This window comes from Chryseobacterium sp. UF-290, assembly GCF_058245615.1.
Genome location: NZ_JBSICB010000001.1, coordinates 480,123 through 499,370, shown reverse-complemented (window position 1 = coordinate 499,370; position 19,248 = coordinate 480,123). Strand labels below are relative to the sequence as shown.

General features: G+C 38.6%; 17 protein-coding genes. 5 read left to right on the top strand and 12 right to left on the bottom strand.

Annotated features, from left to right (window positions below):
- Nucleotides 1–155: 155 nt before the first annotated feature.
- Nucleotides 156–2,363, top strand: coding sequence for a polyribonucleotide nucleotidyltransferase (locus tag AC4IF5_RS02150; protein ID WP_490731233.1), 2,208 nt, complete (start codon nt 156–158; stop codon nt 2,361–2,363).
- 292 nt (nt 2,364–2,655) lie between these two features.
- On the opposite strand, the gene AC4IF5_RS02145 is transcribed toward AC4IF5_RS02150, so the two are convergent.
- The 6 genes from AC4IF5_RS02145 to AC4IF5_RS02120 form a co-directional block, all read right to left on the bottom strand.
- Nucleotides 2,656–5,076 carry a TonB-dependent receptor domain-containing protein gene (locus tag AC4IF5_RS02145; protein ID WP_490731231.1) on the bottom strand — a complete coding sequence of 807 codons (2,421 nt, stop codon included), beginning with the start codon at nt 5,074–5,076 and terminating at the stop codon, nt 2,656–2,658.
- A gap of 5 nt (nt 5,077–5,081) precedes the next feature.
- Nucleotides 5,082–5,522 (bottom strand): MarR family winged helix-turn-helix transcriptional regulator, encoded by a 441-nt coding sequence (locus AC4IF5_RS02140; protein ID WP_490731229.1) that lies wholly within the window; start codon nt 5,520–5,522, stop codon nt 5,082–5,084.
- A gap of 161 nt (nt 5,523–5,683) precedes the next feature.
- Nucleotides 5,684–8,860, bottom strand: coding sequence for an ABC transporter permease/M1 family aminopeptidase (locus tag AC4IF5_RS02135; RefSeq protein ID WP_490731227.1), 3,177 nt, complete (start codon nt 8,858–8,860; stop codon nt 5,684–5,686).
- 2 nt (nt 8,861–8,862) lie between these two features.
- The gene (locus AC4IF5_RS02130) at nt 8,863–9,735 is read right to left on the bottom strand and encodes an ABC transporter ATP-binding protein (RefSeq protein ID WP_490731225.1); all 873 of its coding nucleotides are present in this window, start codon (nt 9,733–9,735) and stop codon (nt 8,863–8,865) included.
- Between the two features lie 223 nt (nt 9,736–9,958).
- Entirely contained in the window at nt 9,959–10,162 is a 204-nt protein-coding gene (locus AC4IF5_RS02125; protein ID WP_490731223.1) for a helix-turn-helix domain-containing protein, read from the bottom strand.
- A 1-nt stretch (nt 10,163) separates the two neighbouring features.
- On the bottom strand, nt 10,164–10,679 hold the full coding sequence (locus AC4IF5_RS02120; RefSeq protein WP_490731221.1) for a DUF2975 domain-containing protein: 516 nt from the start codon (nt 10,677–10,679) through the stop codon (nt 10,164–10,166).
- 167 nt (nt 10,680–10,846) lie between these two features.
- Between AC4IF5_RS02120 and AC4IF5_RS02115 the strand changes: the two genes are divergently transcribed.
- Nucleotides 10,847–11,074: a TfoX/Sxy family protein gene (locus AC4IF5_RS02115; protein WP_490731219.1), complete on the top strand. Its 228-nt coding sequence runs from the start codon at nt 10,847–10,849 to the stop codon at nt 11,072–11,074.
- Between the two features lie 224 nt (nt 11,075–11,298).
- On the opposite strand, the gene AC4IF5_RS02110 is transcribed toward AC4IF5_RS02115, so the two are convergent.
- Genes AC4IF5_RS02110 through AC4IF5_RS02090 form a run of 5 tightly spaced genes read right to left on the bottom strand, consistent with a single transcriptional unit; the run spans nt 11,299 to nt 15,139 of the window.
- Entirely contained in the window at nt 11,299–12,363 is a 1,065-nt protein-coding gene (locus AC4IF5_RS02110; RefSeq protein ID WP_490731218.1) for a nucleotidyltransferase domain-containing protein, read from the bottom strand.
- A gap of 57 nt (nt 12,364–12,420) precedes the next feature.
- On the bottom strand, nt 12,421–13,194 hold the full coding sequence (locus AC4IF5_RS02105; protein ID WP_490731216.1) for a tRNA(His) guanylyltransferase Thg1 family protein: 774 nt from the start codon (nt 13,192–13,194) through the stop codon (nt 12,421–12,423).
- The gene (locus tag AC4IF5_RS02100; protein WP_490731215.1) at nt 13,184–13,618 is read right to left on the bottom strand and encodes an AAA family ATPase; all 435 of its coding nucleotides are present in this window, start codon (nt 13,616–13,618) and stop codon (nt 13,184–13,186) included. Before AC4IF5_RS02100 ends, AC4IF5_RS02105 begins: the two co-directional genes overlap by 11 nt.
- A 4-nt stretch (nt 13,619–13,622) precedes the next feature.
- Complete coding sequence (locus tag AC4IF5_RS02095) at nt 13,623–14,354, bottom strand: ATP-grasp domain-containing protein (RefSeq protein ID WP_490731214.1); 732 nt, start codon at nt 14,352–14,354, stop codon at nt 13,623–13,625.
- A 35-nt stretch (nt 14,355–14,389) separates the two neighbouring features.
- Nucleotides 14,390–15,139 (bottom strand): nucleotidyltransferase domain-containing protein, encoded by a 750-nt coding sequence (locus AC4IF5_RS02090; RefSeq protein ID WP_490731212.1) that lies wholly within the window; start codon nt 15,137–15,139, stop codon nt 14,390–14,392.
- Between the two features lie 351 nt (nt 15,140–15,490).
- Here AC4IF5_RS02090 and cobT point away from each other — a divergent pair, with 351 nt between their 5' ends.
- Nucleotides 15,491–16,513, top strand: coding sequence for a nicotinate-nucleotide--dimethylbenzimidazole phosphoribosyltransferase (gene cobT / locus AC4IF5_RS02085; protein WP_490731210.1), 1,023 nt, complete (start codon nt 15,491–15,493; stop codon nt 16,511–16,513).
- A 43-nt stretch (nt 16,514–16,556) separates the two neighbouring features.
- Here cobT and AC4IF5_RS02080 read toward each other — a convergent pair whose 3' ends face one another.
- A complete protein-coding gene (locus tag AC4IF5_RS02080) occupies nt 16,557–17,576 on the bottom strand; it encodes a hypothetical protein (RefSeq protein ID WP_490731209.1) in 1,020 nt (339 codons plus the stop codon).
- A 182-nt stretch (nt 17,577–17,758) separates the two neighbouring features.
- Here AC4IF5_RS02080 and AC4IF5_RS02075 point away from each other — a divergent pair, with 182 nt between their 5' ends.
- Nucleotides 17,759–18,541, top strand: a complete 783-nt coding sequence (locus AC4IF5_RS02075; RefSeq protein WP_490731207.1) for an adenosylcobinamide-GDP ribazoletransferase — start codon at nt 17,759–17,761, stop codon at nt 18,539–18,541.
- Nucleotides 18,526–19,080, top strand: a complete 555-nt coding sequence (locus AC4IF5_RS02070) for a histidine phosphatase family protein (protein ID WP_490731205.1) — start codon at nt 18,526–18,528, stop codon at nt 19,078–19,080. Before AC4IF5_RS02075 ends, AC4IF5_RS02070 begins: the two co-directional genes overlap by 16 nt.
- Nucleotides 19,081–19,248 lie beyond the last annotated feature (168 nt).

The window sequence follows — 19,248 nt, the reverse complement described above, 5'->3', positions numbered from 1 at the left end:
TTTCACAAAACGGATAGCCAAAATTTTGTATTTTGATGCCTGATTTATGCAAACGAAAATTTAATATATCATTATTATATAGTACCTTTGCAAACGAAAATTTAAAGAGTTTAAATATTAATCATACTCAATACGGAGTATAAAGAAGCAAATTTATGAGTATACCTCAAGCGTTTACAGAAACGATTACCCTTGCAGACGGCAGGGAAATCACTATCGAAACTGGGAAGCTTGCTAAGCAGGCTGACGGATCTGTAGTGGTAAAATGTGGCGGAACAATGCTTTTAGCAACTGTTGTAGCCAATAAAGAAGCAAATCCTGGTGTAGACTTTTTACCTTTAACGGTAGATTACAGAGAAAAGTTCTACGCAGGTGGAAGAATTCCTGGAAATTTCTTCCGTAGAGAAGCAAAACCATCTGATGATGAAGTGCTTACCATGAGATTGGTGGACAGAGTATTGCGTCCGCTTTTCCCTGAAGATTTCCATGCGGAAGTACAGGTGATGATCTCATTGATCTCTTATGATAAAGAAACAATGCCTGAAGCATTAGCAGGTCTGGCAGCTTCTGCAGCGATCGCTATTACAGATATTCCTTTCAACGGACCAATGTCTGAAGCAAGAGTAGTAAGAATCGACGGAGAATTGTCTGTTAACCCAAGCTATGAAAACCTGTTAAAAGCTGATATCGATATCATGGTTGGAGCGACTAAAGACTCCATCGTAATGGTAGAAGGAGAAATGAAGGAGATCTCTGAACAGGAAATGCTTGAAGCAATCAACTTCGCTCACGTGGAGATCAAAAAGCAGATCGAAGCTCAGGAAAGATTAGCTGCGAAAGTAGGAAAGTCTTTCCCTAAAAGAGAATACAGCCATGAAGAGCACGATGAAGAAATTCGTGAAAAAGTATGGAAAGAGTGCTATGACAAAGTATATGAAGTAGCAAGAACTCCATCCAATAAAGAAGAAAGAGGAGAAAAATTCAAAGCGGTTCTTGAAGAATTTTTGGCACAGTATGCTGAAGATGAAGAGGAATTGGCAAGAGTAACTCCTTTCGTTAAAGTATATTACCATGACGTGGAGAAAGAAGCGATGCGTCAGATGATCCTTGAAGACAATATCCGTCTTGATGGCCGTGATCCACAGACAATCCGTCCGATCTGGTCAGAAATCGACTATCTTCCTGGAGCTCACGGTTCAGCGATCTTTACAAGAGGTGAAACCCAGTCACTGACTGCCGTAACACTAGGTTCTGTAAAAGATGCGAACATGATCGACAGCGTAATGACGCAGCACGATGAAAGATTCTTCCTGCACTACAACTTCCCTCCGTTCTCTACAGGTGAAGCAAGACCTTTAAGAGGGACTTCAAGAAGAGAAGTAGGACACGGAAACCTGGCTCAAAGAGCTTTAACAGCCGTTATTCCGGCAGAAAATCCATACACGATCAGAATTGTTTCCGATATCCTAGAATCAAACGGTTCTTCTTCAATGGCAACAGTGTGCGCAGGAACATTAGCGCTAATGGATGCAGGGGTGCAGATTACAAAACCTGTTTCCGGTATTGCAATGGGGCTGATCACTGATAAAAAATCAGGAAAATGGACTGTACTTTCTGATATCTTAGGAGATGAAGATCACCTTGGAGATATGGACTTCAAAGTAACAGGTACTGCAGACGGTATCACAGCTTGTCAGATGGACATCAAGATCCAGGGACTTTCCATGGATATCATGGAGAAAGCTTTGATGCAGGCTAAAGACGGAAGATTACACATCTTAAATAAAATCACAGAAACCATTTCCCAGCCAAGAGCAGACGTGAAGCCTCACGCTCCGAAAATGGTGGTAATGGAGATCCCGAAAGATTTCATTGGCGCAGTAATCGGACCTGGTGGAAAAATTATCCAGCAATTACAGAAAGATACGGATACTGTTATCGCTATCGAAGAGATCGGAGAGATCGGACGTATCGAAATCGCAGGAACAGACAGAGAAAAGATCAATTCAGCGATTGCTAAGATCAATGAAATTACTTTTGTACCGGTTGTAGGTGAAGTTTACAAAGGTAAAGTAGTGAAAGTAATGGATTTCGGAGCTTTTGTTGCTATCGCTAAAGGTACTGAAGGACTTCTTCATATCTCAGAAATTGAGTGGAAGCGTTTAGATAAGGTTCCATATACGGAAGGTGATGAAGTAGAAGTGAAGTTCATGGGGTATGATGACCGTAAGAAAATGAAGCTTTCCCGTAAAGTTCTTTTACCAAGACCTCCAAAACCGGAAGGAAAACCAAGACCGGAAGGACAAGGAAAGCCACAGGGAGAGAAACCTGCTGAAAATCCGGCGCCTTCTAATGAAGCATAATTAAGATTCATTCTTAGATATAGAAAATCCCTCAGTTTTATGAGGGATTTTTGTTTTTAGCACAATAACAACAAGAGGCTTTAACAGATATTGTTTTTAAGATGCAGAATCTTTTGTTTTTAGTCACTAATGCGAATGGATTTATTCGTGCATTAGTGGCAATAAAAAGATAATTTTGTGTCTTAAAGCAATTGATCTTTGTATTCTCTCAAGTCCAGGCGATTATGCAGATTTTTTATAGTCATCTGTATGATCTGTGAAATCAGCGGGAGATCAGATAAAAATTATTCTATCAGGAATTTCCGACTCTCCGCTTAAGGTCCTCAGCACCACCAGTCTTTCTCGGCTGTCCGTTTTTGGAAGAACCAAAATTATAAGTGTAAGCAAGCGTCACCACACGGGAATCTCTTTTTACCGCAAAGTTCTCTATATAGCCGTTGTAAACGGTTTGCCCTTTAATATTGCTCGTAAAGAATACATCATTGAAGGAAAACTTCAGAATGCTGTTATTCTTAAATTTCTTTTGGGCCCCTATATTCAGGTACCAGTTAGGACTTACATTGAGGAAGGCATAGATTTCCCTTGCCCTATAATTTCCGGTAACTTCAGCTGTAAAGCCATTACCCAGCTTGAATGAATGGATGCTGTTGATGTTAAAAGTAAAATTCCCTTTGTTGTTGATCTCTGTATTGGAGACATTTCCTGTGTACGAACCATAATAGAAATTGGCGCTGTTGTTCATATCCCACCATTGGGCCACCTTTACCGGAGCGATCAGGTACAGTCCGAAATAAGAAGCTGAGTTGAGATTCTCAATAGTCTGTACCGTTATATTTTGTCCGTTTTCCACTACAGGCTTTAAAATATCTGTAATATTATCAGAATTTTTACTATAGCTTAATGTTGCGAAATACTTATTGCTCAGCCCGTATGTCAACTCATAGTTCATTGTGATCTGTGGGTTCAGATCCGGGTTTCCTGCTTTCAGGGTGGTAGGATCAAGATAAAACTTAAAAGGATTCAGCTGGTTGTAGCTTGGCCTGGTAATTCTTCTGCTGAAATTGGCTTCAAGGTTGCTTTTCTCTGTCAGATCGTAGGAAACAACGGCACTTGGAAACAGCTGGGTGTAATTTCGTTTGTTGATCTGACTGGTGGCCAGCTGTGTTCCTTTTACATTGGTATTTTCCAGTCTAACGCCACCGGTCACCTTAAATTTTTGCCATTTTTTAGAGGCATTTCCATAGATGGCATTGATGTTTTCCTCGTAAATAAAATGGTTGGTCTTCGAAAGATCAGGAATAGAGATACCTGTGCTGGCATTGAAAAATTTCAGGTCATTGTCAGTCTTTACAAAGCTGGTCTTAATACCGCTTTCCAGCTTCCAGTCGTTCTTGAAATTTTTGGTAAGATTCGATTTTAAGGAATAGATATTCAGTTTTCCGTCCATATCACCTTTAATGATCTCGAGATTGTCCATACCGCTGGCTATTTCATGAGTTCTTGTATCAAAGCTCTGTAAAGAAGAATTTGAATAATTGATGTAGTCAAAATCAGTTGATATTTCAGACCCAAGGGAATCGATCGTGTATTTATGATTCAGATTGAGAGAAATATTGGTCCAGCGGTCATTCGATCTGTTTTCTGTGATGAATGAACTTAGAGGAAGGCGGTCACTGCCCAGCGTCAGGTTTGAATTATCACCATTGACATTGAACTTATTAGACACAAAACCTACGGAAAACCCAAGAACATTCTTATCATTCAGGTAATAATCCATACCGGTTTTGGCAACGTGATTGTTGAATCTGAATTCCATATAATTATCCTGTATATAGGCTTTTTGGAAATTGTTGGCTTCGTAGAAATTTCTGTCCAGTACCAGTCCGTTATATGCTTCCCTGTAAGCAAAGCTGTAGTTACCAAAGATATTGACCTTTTTATTTCTGTGATTGATGCTGAAGCTGTTGTTGTTCTTTACATATTTCCCTGTTCCCAAAGAAGTGGAAATGCTGCCGTTGGTTCCTTTTCTCTGTTCCTTTTTAAGCCTGATATTGATGATGGCAGATCCTGCCGCATCATATTTGGAAGAAGGATTGGTGATGAACTCTATTTTTTCAATGGTAGAGGATGGAATTCCTTTCAGGTAGTTGGCAAGATCACTTCCGGTCATCGGCGTATTTTTACCGTCGATCTGTACCAGGAGATTGCCTTTACCACGCAGGATGATATTGTCATTGCTGTCAATATTGACTCCCGGAGCCTTCTCCAGGACTTCAAAAGCTGAGCTTCCGGTGCTGGCTATACTGTTCTCCACATTCATGATCATTTTCCCTTCCTGTCTTTCTATCAGAGGTTTGGTTTTGGTGATCGTTACCCCTTCAATTGATTTTACGTTCAGGTCGATAGAAGGGAGAACCGTATTTTCCGCTAACGAAATATTTTCCGCATGATACACTTCAGAACCGTTCCTGCTAATCTTTAAATGATAAGTTCCTTCTTTTACATTGTTAAAACTGAACCTACCACCGGAATCGGCAATTTCGGTTTTGATTAGCTTATTATCAGCATCAAGGAGGCTGATCTCCATCTGTTCCGCTTTATCGGATCTGATATTCCCGGACAGGGTAAAGTTCTGTAGAGTGGTCTGGGCAGAGAGCATACTGCTGAAAAAGATCAGCAGCCAGATAAAAATAAGAGTAAATATTCTGACCATAGTGTTTATTTTTTAGGGGTAAGACAGTTTTCTGAAATTTTCAGTAAAGAGGAATACATCACTTCAAGCTCATCTTGTGTAATGCCTTTCAAAGCCGTTTTCCGGTTCTTTTCAACAATATCCTGAACCTCTTTGATGACTTTCTTTCCGGAATCTGTCACTTCCAGATTAGTCTTTCTGCGGTCTTGAGGATGAATGTGCCGTGTGATATACTCGGACTTTACCATTAAATCAATTATTCTCGTTACAGATGCGTTGTCTTTAAAAACAAGGTCACCAATTTCATTCTGGGTAATTCCCGGGTTTTCCAGAACCGCTTTGATGATGAGCCACTGGTCGATGGTAATAGTGAAGCCATTGGCCTTCAGCTGACGTTGTGCATAGTTTCTATAAGCCCTGATCGCTTTGTCTATATTGTAGAATATAATTGAATTTAACTTTTCCATATTTTTAGATTTAAAATGATGTATCAATTATTGATATATCAATTAATTAGTTGGTTACATTTTTACTTTGTTACAGCTTCCTGAAAATATTTTCATAAAAATTAAAAAACTGTCGGTAAGACCACTTATTTTTATCATAATAAAGAGTCTTGCAGAAGGGACTAATGCTCAGTTGTTTTGAATAACCTGTCAATTTGTTTCCTGGTATTGAGATCAGGGGAAACTTTATAAAACTCATTAATAAGATCCAATGAAACTGGTTTTTTCGGATATTGATTGTTTCTGAGGAAATTCTTCAAAGCGGTATTCACTTTCTCTTCGCCGATCAGGTCACTCAATTTTACCATTGCCATAGCTCCTTTCGAATAAGAAATATGGGGTACATCACCGGTAGCTCTATAGATCGGGAGATCTTCAGACAGACCTTTTTCATTATCATAGATCTGCTGATGCATCTGTATTCTTTCCATCATTTTTTCTTTCCCATGCATCTTTTTATACAGCATCATTTCGGTATACATGGCCAGGGTTTCCGTAAGCATGACGGAACCCTCTCTGTCATCGGGATCGATCTGACTGTTGCCCCACCAAAGATGGGAGAGCTCATGCCCTGCAAGTTCATTGATGACATCCTGCTTCTGATCAGCATGGATATTGGAGTGAAATACCATATCTTCAGGCATAAAAACCGTAGATGGATAAGCGGTAGCTGCGAAACCTCTGGTAAAGGAGGAAATCTCTGCAAAGGTGATGCTCCTAAAAGGATATGCACCAAAGTTCTGCTGACAGTAATCTAAGGTAAGCTTTGCATTTTGAAAGAGATGGTCCACATTTTCAAAGTGCTTTTGATGATACAGAATGTTGACTGTAATGCCTTTATAATTCATGCTTTTCATTTTATATTCGGCAGAGGAGACTGCAAAGCGGAAAGGGATCTGACCGGCCATATACTGGAAATAGTTTCTTTCTCCTTTTGTCCATTTTTTTACCAGATCTCCGGTTCCTACGGCTGTTTGTCCTTTTTCAGTGGAAACGGTCATATTTAAATTGATAAAATCCCTTTTAAAGACTTCAGGCGCTTCAGGTTTTTTCAATCCTGTAAGTTTTCCGAGATGATACTGGCCCCGCTGCTTTTCATCCTGAATTTCATAAGCCTTTTGATAACCGATGGCCGGATAATATCTGCTGATCCTCATAAAAGAACCGTTCTCAATGATGGCATTAAAGGACTGGTGACCGTTTACGGCATACCATTGATAAGATATCAGGAAATTCAAAGAGGCTGTGTCACCAGGCTGCATAGGTTGTTTTAATGTGATCTCGGTTGTATTCTCATTCACTTTTATGGTTTCAGCTCCAGCCTTCAATACTGCGGATTCCAGTTTTAAATCTTCATTAAAATTGATGAGGACTGTAGTGACCGGCTGGTTGGTCTGGTTCTTAAGGATATATTTTCCGATGATCCGATAAGAACCTTTAGAAGGATACAATTGAATTTCTGTAGTGATATCAGTGACTTCCGGCTGGGGAAGGCTTTCATATTTTTTGAACTGCTTTTCATACTGTACTGAATTTAAAACTGCTTTTGCCTGATCTTTGGGAATATATCCGTTCATATACAAGGTACCTGTCCAAATCCCCGAAAAGAACAGAATAAGACTTAAAACAGCTTGGATGAGGGAGAATCTTTTGGTTCTGATAAAACTGTTCAGCATCCATAAAACAGCTATTACACCGGCACCGAATAACAGCCTTTGTGCAAAAGCCGTTGTATAAATTCCATATCCGTTGAAATCGCTGTAGCTGCCTTTAAAATTGGAGAATACTCTCAAAAGCGGATAGGTGATAACCTTGCCGGAAACCGGACCTGCCAGTACAAATACGGCAAGGATAGAAATCCCCAGGGCAATAAATTTATTGGGAACCTGGTCATTGATCAGCAGAATACATCCGGAAAACAGGATCAGAGGAAAAGTATTGAAAAGGAAAACTCCGAGATAAGCATTCCAGTCAATATGAAGATACTTATAGGCAGCCTGGAAGATAATTCCCTGAAAAATTAAGATTCCGGTGAAGAGGAACAGCAAAATACTGATAGAAATGAAATGTCCGGTTAAGCGGTTTTTCGACAGAAACGTACTGTTTTCGATCAGAAAGAATCCTGATGAGCGGCTTCTCCAGTACAGGTCATTCAGAAAATAGACAGAGATCAGCAATCCAAGCAGATGGAAGTTCTCAGATATTGTAGTTGCCATAAGCCCTGAGCCTGCATATTTCTGCGGAAGACGGATGCCCTTTTCAATTTCTGCATACATTTCCATTCCCACACAAAATAGCAGCAGAACGGAAAGAGCAGGCAGGGTAATGCCTTTAAACAGATAGATCAGGTCAATTTTTGCAAAAGACAGCAGTGAGCGAAAAGAAGCTGCCGGACCAAAATCTGTTGTGGTAATCATATATTCTGATATCCTGGTTTCAGGCAATGATTGAAACTTCACAGCTGATTTTTTGTTTTTTTGTCCGGAAGTATTTGAGAAAGAAAATAATCTTACAGAAAGCAGCAGAAAACCTCCGGATACCAGGGTAAATAATATTCTGTTCAATAATAAATATCCTGTAAAAGGAACCCGTTGTAAGTTTTTCTGTTGGGCGCTAAGCATACGGGATTCCAGAAAATAGGCCGACAGCCCGAAAGGGTCGAGCAATGCGGAAATCTGTTGAGCTTCCAGTGACTGAGGGATGCTTCCCGCCATAAACGGTGAGTTGGAGAACAGCAGAACGATCATATAAAAGATGTAGAGAAACAGTCCGCCGACTACCACTAAGAGCTTTTTACTGACCGTTAAAGAGAGCAGAAACAGAAAGCTGCAGACAAGAAAAGTATTGATAAGCCCGAAGATCAGCAGCGGATATAAATAATATATGATATTGAAGCTGTCCTGCATTTCACTTCCGCTGCGCATAGTCTGGCCTATGATAAATCCTGCTATTAAAAAGAAAAAGCTTACAAAGGTCTGGAGAAAGTACATGCTGAATTTATCCTTCAGATAGGTTTGCTTTGAAAACGGAAATGAAAACAGAATGGTATCAAATTTTGAATCCTGATCTTTAAAAAGCAGCTGTAATGCATAAACAGTTGCAAAAAAAATGACTGCAAGGCTTAGCATTCCCGTCATATATCCAATGGTATAAGGTGAGTTTAAATAGATCCCTTCTCCTACGGAAAGATTAAACTGGCTGCCACAGAAAATGCCTATGAATACTAAAATTAAAGCAATAAGATAGCTGAGCCGGTGCTGTATGCTGCGTCCGGCTTCGAATAAGAATATGGCGTTCATGTCTAAGGTTTTTGAGTTAAAGAATGAAAATAAACGTGTTCCAGTAAAGGGCTCACTGGTATGAAGTCGTTGAGGGACTCTTGAGAAAACACAGTAATATGAAGTTCTCTTTCTATCAGCTGTCTGCTGATGATCTCGTAGCTGGAGGCATACTGTTCCAGTTGACTTTTGTCGATGGGTTTGGACCAGATCTTATTTTCAAGCTCAGCGATTAATATTCCGGGGTTGCCTTTTCTAAGGATTTGTCCGGAATTCATAACAGCCATTTCTGAACAGAGATTTCTCACATCTTCCACCAAATGGGTTGAAAGAATGACGATAACATCCTGGCTGATATCGTTCAGCAGGGTATTGAAACGGTTGCGCTCTTCCGGATCCAGGCCCGCAGTAGGTTCATCTACGATCATGATCTTCGGGTTTCCCAATAAAGCCTGGGCTACACCGAAACGCTGTTTCATCCCTCCTGAAAAAGTATGAACCTCTTTTTTTGCAAAATCTGAAAGGTTGACTTTTTCAAGCAGGTTCAGGATCTGGTTTCTCCGCTGATGTTTATCTGTAATGCCTTTCAGCACTGCAATATGCTCCAGCAGGTCATAAGCGGAAACTTTCGGATAAACCCCGAAATCCTGGGGGAGAAATCCCAGATTCTTTTTAATGTGATCAGGATCTTTGACAATATCCGCTTCATTGAAAAGGATACTTCCTGAAGTCGGTTTCTGAAGCCCGACGATGGTTTTCATCAAAGACGATTTCCCGGCTCCGTTTGGCCCCAATAAGCCGAACATTCCATTTTTAATGTCTAAAGAAATATCCTTAATCGCCTGAAAGCCATTTTTGTAAGTGAGACTCAGATGGTTGATTGATAGTGTATTCATAATGCTGTGTTTGGGTAATAGAATGACAGGCAGCCTTTTTTGGACTACTGCTAAAGTGATATGTGATGAGGACTATTTGGATGGCAGAGAGCCAAGAATCAAGAGCCAAGAGCCAAGAGCCAAGAGTCAAGACAATGGACTTAAAAGATAGATTTTAGACAAGAGCTGAACAACCAGAAATCAGCAACTGTGTATCCTTTCCGAATCTCTAATCCTAGAGAACCTACTCCTGATACTCAAGAATATCTCCCGGCTGGCACTCCAGGATCTTACAGATGGCTTCCAGCGTATCAAACCGAACGCCTTTAGCTTTTCCGGTTTTCAGGATAGAAAGGTTTACAGGAGTGATTCCGAGTTTTTCTGCCAATTCTTTACTCTGCATTTTTCGTTTGGCAAGCATCACATCTAGGTTGACTATAATTGGCATTTTATATAAATAGGTCTTGTTCGTTTTGCAAATGTAGTCCTTGCTTAAAGATATTCGCAAGAAACAGACAGAAAATTCCAAGCATAAAGTGAATAAACACCAGTCCCCATATTATACTTTCCACTTCCACAAAGAAGCTGGCAATAATCACCAGTGGAAGCGGGACAAAAATATTGTACAGGTAAAATTTCTTAAGTTCCCGTATATTTTCTTTGGTGAAAAGTTTCTGCTGGAAGAATACTCTGAAAACTTTTGCAGAAAGCCAGAAAAAGATTCCATAGGAAATTAATACCAGCAGAAATGAAAAGATCATATACGGATAGTTATTTTCAATATTCAGAAAGGGCTGCTCCGTAAACGGATAATTGATATGGAGATATCGGTTCTCTTTGTATGGAGTAACAGAAAATCCTGTTAGAAGACAAAGGAGGGAATACAGCAGAGTAATTAAATATCCGGCTGAAAGCAAAGAGCAGATATAAAATAATATTCTTGAAATAATTTTGGTTTGGTTCATGTCACGATCATTAATTGATATTGCAAATGTATAATTAATTATCGTAAAACAATAATTAATTTAAATAAAATTTTATTTTTCTAAAATTGATAGTCATTAAATGTCAGATAAAATATTGTATTGACCCCTGTTTTTAATTAATTTTAGATGATAAAAAGGATAAGATTATGGCTTATAATATTGAACTCGCAGACAGGGTACGGGAATGGCTTTCCACTATAGACGATATTGAGGTCGAAGAGAAGAAAATGTTCAGTGGTTTAGCATTTCTGGTGAATGGGAAGATGTGCATCAATATCAGTCATGATAACCTGATGTGCCGCTATAACCCCGAATTACAGGATGAGGTTTCAGAAAAAACAGGCTTTCTTCCCATGATGATGAGAGGAAAATAGCTTAAAGATTATTGCTATGTAGAGCCTGCCGGCTTTCAAAAGCCTGATGATTTTGAGTATTGGATGAAGATTTGCCTTGAGTATAATCCGATGGCGAAAGCTTCGAAGAAAAAGTGAACAGCGAAAGAATGATATTGTGAATGTTTTAGTTTTGCTCGTTGCTCAACTTTGTCTCATATCTTTAAGTCTCCTGTCTTGTCTCTTGATTCTTGGCTCTTGGTTCTTTACTCTCTACCATATAGCTTCTCTCTGATGTTTACTAAAATTCCGGTTGTTCTTTCCAGATCAGGCAATTCCGGAAGACTGGACGTTGAATGATGATGTTCAATAGATGTGATCAGGTCTTCTGCCTTCTGCATTACGTTTTCATAGGATTGATTTCCTGCTTTGATATCCAGCAGTTCGTCCCGGTTTGTAACACGGATCTCCAGTGAACCGGTTTTGAAGATATGCTCACAGGACTGCAGCAGCCGGATGGTATGCATCATATTTTTACTGTCATAATTTTGCCCATGGGTCTGGTTGACATTGTAACGGTCTTCATTGCGCTCGGCAACCCATTTCCAGTATTCCCTGTAGTCTTTACAGTAAGTGGAATAAGAATCTAAGTTGCAGTAAAGGTAAGCGACCGGAGCTTCATCTTTGGGAATAGAGGATACAGAAACCTGGTTGGCTTCTTCATGATGAATAATTCCTTTATATCCTAAAGTTTTGGTTTCATCATAAAATAAAGCAAACATTCCTTTTGTATGATCAATACTGACCAAACCGCAGTTTTCCTGACTTTTTTCATTTTCTGTGAGCCACTTTTTCAATGGAGCGGAACCCTGGCCTTCAAGAATAAAGCAGAAGTCCAGCATCGATTTTCTTTCCTTCCCGACAGGATTTAATATCTTTTTGTTGAGACCTTTTGCTTTTTTGATCTGTGAAATCGCATATCCTGCAAAGGTATCTTTACAGAGTTGGGATAGAAAATCTTCCGGTTTTAAAAGATCCATCAATGGGTCTTTGTGCAAAACAGTATCTTCAGGACTTGCCAGAATCTCCAGAATGTTAGGATTATTTTTCTGCAATAACTCGACGAATCTTCCGATTTCATAGTACGTAATATCATTCGTTTCATTAGAGATCTGTGGAATATAGTTTAGTCCGAAGAAATCTTTTTTAGGCAGGTAATAGATTCCCCGGATATCGGTATCTGAGTTTTTTGTAGCCAATCCAAAGGCACGGCTTCCGGAAACGGCTTCGAAGAGGATGAGGTTTTTATTTTTGAGATCGGATATGGTCATTTTAGCTATTTTTTGATGGTAAAAAAATTTCACAGTGTTTTGTATATAATTTTAACTTCACCTTCGCTTTAATGAATTCTTCACAATATTATTTATAAATAATCTGTAGTCTTCTCTAATTGGTAATTCCTGTTCAACATACAGAATTTTTCTTATAGAATCAGTATTCTGCTTTGTGAGAGGATTATATCCTGTTTTATTCTTTTCTCTTATAAAGATTCCTACCCCTCTTTTTTGCCAGAGAGGAACATCATTATAATTAATTTCATATTGAAAAAGCAGTTCGTTTTTATCAGACATAGACATTTTTTCAATTTTTTCTGTAGTCTGTTTTGCATTAGAACCATTATTTCTTAAAGTCCAGTAACAGTATGCTGAAAGAGCGTTTCTGTGTGAATCTTCTTGTCTCCAGCAGAAATAATCCAAAATCATATCCCGGTTCGGAACAGAAATAACCCTGCAGTCAAATACACAGACCTGACTGAACTGAAGGCTGAAAAAAGCGCTGGCTTCTCCTGCCAGGACAGAATTGATCTTTCTTGTTTTTCTGCTGAATGTATTATCATCCTTATGGATAAGCAATGAGATTTCATCACTTTGTGTATAGCCATACAGAACTCTGAAGCCTGCATTGAAAAGGTGTTTTACAGTGTCAATCATCGCCTGGCTAAAACCTTTATCAAAAGGCTTTTCTAATGAAAGCTTTTCTTTGGTCAGTTTTGTAAAACCTTTTCCATCCAACCTCACGATAATGAAGTTTTCAGGCAGTATATACTGTTCAGAAAGAGCTTCATTTTTTCGCATTAAGATTTCTATTTCTTCAAATTTCATAATCGTAGATTTCAAATTGGGTATTAACGATCTTTACCTTTACTATTTTGTCAAAATCTTCCTCTAATGAGGGAATTTCAAGTTCTTTATATTTTGCTTTTACTCCAATTTCATTAATAGAATCCTTACGGTTTTTATTTCTTTCAAGGCACTCCTGAATATTGGACTCAAAGTAATAACAGATGACCATATATTGATTTTGCCGGGCAAGATCAATATATTTTTTCCTTTCTTTTTTAGATACATTGGTATTATCTATAACCATCCTGGATTGAGTATCAAAACAATACTGAAGCAATTTACTTTCTTTGTTCCGGGTATTGAGAAGATCCATACTTATTCTGATGTGGGAATTAAAAAAAAACTCTTTATATAAAGAACTTTTTCCACTGGCAGGGATTCCTGTAAAAATGAGCATTTCCATGATTCTAACTTTTAATACAGCTTTTCACAATCACCTCCAAGGCTTTTTCCGCATCACACGCATACAACCCGGAGCACCATGCAGGATTAGCTTCGATCAATGCCCAGCCTTTTCCTTTGATAATCCCAAAATCAAGCACAATAGCTGTTGGCAGGGAGGAAGTGTATTTTTGGATAAATGAATCAAAAAAAGCAAACATGTCTTTCTGCTCTTTTTCCGAAAGCGGGTTGGTGTCAAAGGTATCATTTCGCCAATAAGAAGAACAGGTTTTTATTTCATTATTGAGCACAAAACATCTTACTTCAAGTTCCCATTCCACAACTTCTGATGTGAAGACGGTGATCTCCGGATCGAGAGAATCAAAACCTTTGATATCCGTTACCTTTTGATAAACGCCTGCTTTAAAGCTTTTAAAATCTGAACATTTGATGAAAATATTTTCTTCATGAATAAAACCTTTTAGCTGGCCATAGGAAATTTTACGTTTTGTAAATTCTTCTGAGATGTCGGCAAGCCAATTGTCTTCAGGTTTCATTAATGTTAAGTTACACTGTTCAGAAACAATTTCCGCGTAAATATCTTCACCATACACTGCAATCACATCTGCACGAAATTCCTCCGGAACATTCCATTTTGCATTAAAACGGCTCAGTTCGTAAGGTGAATTGAGCGATGCCTTTTTCAGATTGTTACTGTCTTCCGTGTACATAGGAGAGAGTGCGATGATGTTTTTCATGAGATTATTTTTTTATTTTTCTTTAAATTCTGGTTTTATAGATACAATATTTTCTTAAAAACCCTTTCCATTTCAGCCTTATCTGCTTTGCTTCCGGGTAGAGCCTTTGATCTCTCTTCATTATTAGCTATTATTTTTTCTAAAAGCTCAAACAAATCCCAGTCGTTCGGATGGTAATATGCTTCTCCTTTGGTCGCTTTTAAGGTGATCAGATCGTCTATTTTTTTTCCGGTTTTATCATCCACTAATACCAACAGCTCACTGAACAATACAGGAGGAACCGTTCCTTTTTCTATGATCCATTTTCCAGTCAATGCAGTCCGAAGGCAATAAAAATAACTTTTTAATTTTACTTCATCGCTTCTGCAGGCTTCCAGGTACTTTTTACTCATACTCAGATAGTGATAAGAAACTGCTATTGGTGAAAAACAGGTGTCTGCCAAAGGTTTAAACAGTTCTGTAAACTTTTCATCTTCTTTATAAACGATAGGAGAATAGAACCAGCTCAGCAGGGCAGCGTTCGATTTCAGCAAAAGATGAAATGTTTTTCGAAGGTCCCACCCGGAGCCGTCCAGATCGTCTTCTGTCATAAATTCTATCGTTTCATCATTATCCCAGGGGGAAAGATACCAGTCTTTTTCATGACGGTATATAAAACGTATATCATAATCGCTGTCAGGCGATGCAAAACCCCAGGCTCTGCTTCCTGATTCTACTGCAAGAAGGACTTCTACGCCCCGCTTTGCCTCAACTTCTTTTATTTTTTCTAATATTTTTGGTGTCATTGTTTTCAATGTATGCTGCAAAGTAACGAAACAGGTACGCAGTGATCTTGCGCAGATTTTTGAGAAATTAAAATTTAAAGATTAAAGTTACTTGTTTCTTGTTGTTCAGCTCTTGTCTAAAGTCTATCTTTTAAGTCTCTTATCTTGACTCTTGACTCTTGACTCTTGACTCTTGATTCTTGATTCTTGGCTCTTGGCTCTTGGCTCTTGATTCTGGCTTCTGGCTTGGCTCTTAGCTCAAATCCTCCATCATCAATACATTTTACACAAATACATGAATACATTATACAAAATACCCCTCATTTCCCTAATATTGCACTTTCTCTATTTAACATAATCATATCTACAACGATGTTATCGAACGAATTACAGCATAAAATTGATTTTAAAACAAAACCTTTAGGCGCATTAGGATATCTGGAACATCTTGCCCACAAAATCGGAATGGTTCAGAAGACGATTTCGCCCCGGTTATTGAATCCTCATATGGTAGTTTTTGCTGCTGATCATGGTATTGCCACAGCAGGCGTAAGCGCTTATCCGCAGGAGGTAACCTATCAGATGGTGATGAATTTCCTGGGCGGAGGAGCGGCCATCAATGTTTTTTGCAGGCAGAACGGTATTGAGATCAAAATTGTAGATGCCGGAGTAAATTTTGACTTTCCGACAGGCTTAAACCTGGTAGATAAAAAAATCAGAAAATCCAGCCGTAATATTCTGGAAGAACCTGCAATGACTTCTGAAGAATATCAGCAGGCCTTGGAAAATGGGAAGTCAGTGGTTTATGAGATAGCTCAACAAGGCTGTAATATTATTGGTTTTGGTGAAATGGGAATAGGGAACACTTCGGCTTCTTCACTGGTGATGAGTAAGCTGTTTAATCTGCCTATTGTAAGCTGTATAGGTCGCGGTACAGGATTGAATGACGACCAGCTGCAGAATAAGATCAATATTTTAACCCAGGCAATAGAAAGATATCCGGGTATCAAAGATGCTGTTGGCATTGCTCAAACATTTGGCGGATTGGAAATCGCCCAGATGACCGGGGCGATGGAAGAGGCATTCCGTCAGAATATGCTGATCATGGTGGATGGATTTATTGCTACTATTGCTGTAGCCATTGTCTGGAAAAAAAATCCTCAAATTCTTAATAATTGTATTTTCTGTCATGTAAGTGACGAGAACGCCCATCTACAGCTTCTTGAACTGCTGGGACAGAAGGCTCTCCTTAATCTTAATTTACGTCTTGGAGAGGGGACAGGCTGTGCTTTGGCATATCCGTTGATCCAAAGTGCTGTCAGCTTTTTGAATGAAATGTCAAGCTTTGAAGAGGCCCATGTTTCAAACAAATCACCTGAAGCTTTTATAAAATAATAAAGGGGCATGAAGCCCCTTTTATCTGTTGAAATTAAATATATTAGTAGGTATGGGCGATATCTTTATCCGTAGCCATCATTCGTATAGGTTTCTTTTGAATAGCATCTTCATTAAAATTGTAGATATTAAATATCTGCATAGTAGGAATGTATCTGAAAAAACCTCCATCAACCATATATATTTTACCATCATTTGTATTTTGTACCAATTTCGTTTCTGAATTGATATCAGCTCCTCTTTCTCCGGTATATTCTTCGATGTTCACTTTCAGAATCTTCCAGTCTTTAGGCTTTCCGGTTCGTGGATCTGGCTTAAAATCAAACAGTCCATTAACAACAGACCAGGAATCAATACGTCTTAATGTACTTTCAAATACAATATATACGGCTCCGGTTTTGTTATCCTGGAAAAAAATTCCGTCACGAACTCTGAAAGGTTTAGGTCCTGATTCTTTCAGGTAGAAGGAAATTCCCTGATAAACAAACCCATTTTTTCCATCCCCCAGTTCATTCTTGTCTCTGGTGTAAAAGTGAGTTCTGTTGTCAGAATTGAAATAGCTGTAAATTGGATAACTTCCCGGCTCATCTCCATTATAGCTTGTCCCAACCTCTCTTTTCTCCCAGTTACTTTGTCCGGTAAATTCATTAGGATTGGTCGTTAATATTAAATCATTGGTAACTGTATTAAACCAGCTTGAAATAACCGGACCATTTCCATCTGCAGATCCTAAAAATCTATCCATACCATAAAACCCCAGACCTGGGTATGATTTAGGAAGTTCAGATGCTAAAGGAGAGTTTCCATATAAATACTTTTTGGTATAAGGACTGTAAAAAACGTAAATAGGCTTAGTCAGGTAAATAGAGGTAGACCATATTCCCTCAGGAGGAGCCTCAGTACTTGGATCGCCTCTGAAACCTCCTCTCGCTAACATGCTGTTGTCAGTTTTAGTAAGGCTTTCTAATTTTTCGGATTCATTAAAGTTTTGTAATTCATCACCCGGAGCTGAACAGCTAACCAGGGATATAAGACATAATGCAATGAAATAAGATTTTTTCATTTGATTTTTTTTTCATGGTTATTACGGTGCAAAACTAAAAATACTCCGGAAATAAAAAGTGTAAATTCCAGATGATAAGATTCATGTTTTTTATTTTTTTAATCGATACCTTCCCCATTTTTAAAAGCTTTTATAATTTTACGGGAATTGATTAAGACAAGTTATTATACATAAGACAACAGATGAAAGTCCTTAAAAATGAACTGATCTACTTTGCAACGGCACTGATGTTCTTCACAAGAATTCCGGTTCCATTTACGATTCCATATTCCGGTGAGATCATGAATAAATCTCAGAAATATTTTGCCTGGGCCGGGTTGGTAATCGGGTTGATTAATGCTGTGGTTCTTTATCTGTCTGCTCAGCTTTTTAATCTGGAAATCGGGATCGTTTTGATGATGATTTCCAGTGTTCTGCTGACCGGAGCGTTTCATGAAGACGGTTTTACAGATATGTGTGACAGTTTCGGAGGCGGATATGGAAAAGAGAAGATCCTTACCATTATGAAAGACAGCCGGGTAGGGGCATACGGTACTATTGGGATTATACTGCTTTTTGCCTTAAAATTCTACAGTATCCAGGCTTTGGGAGCTGTCGCTCCGATAAGAGTTTTAGCCGTTATTATTTTAGCTCATACAGTAAGCCGGTTTATTTCAGGAACAATGATTTATACGCATCAGTATGTTACTGATATTGATGTCAGCAAATCGAAGCCTCTGGCCAATAAACCATTGGATGGAATGTCTTTATTGGTAGGATTTATCAGTGTTTTAATTGCTTTTGCCCTTATTCCGGACTGGAGGCTGATTTTTGTATTTGCTCTGGCATATTCGGGTAAGATCTATATGGGATGGTATTTTAAAAAGCATATCGGAGGCTATACAGGAGATTGTCTGGGAGCTGTACAGCAGGTTTGTGAAGTCTTGTTTTATTTAGGAACACTGATCGTATGGAAATTCATCTGATCCGTCATACTGCTGTGGAAAATCCTGAAAACCTGTGTTACGGTTTTGCTGAAATGCTCCTGCGTAAGAATTATCTGCAGGATTTTAACGAGGTGCAAGTAAGCAAAGACTATGATTTTATTGTTTCAAGCCCTTCTCAGCGCTGCTGTCTTTTAGCTGATTATTTTAAATTTGACTATAAAACGGATGAAAGGCTTCGGGAGATGAATTTCGGGAATTGGGAGCTGAAAAAATGGACCGAGATTCCGGAGGAAGAAATCAATCCCTGGTATAAAGATTTTATCAGGGTAAAAGCTTCAGGCGGCGAAAACCTTCTTGAAATGCAAACAAGGGTACTTAGCTTCTGGAATGAACTGATTCAGAAAAAAGATGCTGATAAAGTGCTTATTATAACCCATGCCGGGGTGATTCGTCTGATTCTTCAGGCTGTGCTTCAGTTTCCACTGGAAAATATGTTCAATATTCAGATCGACTATGGCAAAAAGGTAATTGTGAAAAATGAGCACCAATTATTTTCAATTAAGAATGTAAATGTATAAGCTCGTTTCAAAATACTCTTTAAAATAAAAACCGCTATTCTTTTAGCGGTTTTTATATTTATAAATATTTTAAAAAAGTAATATACTTGTTACTGAATGTGTTGTATCATTCAGAATCATCCGTTGAAAAAACGCCATCCGATATAGTATAATCAGATGACGTTTGGG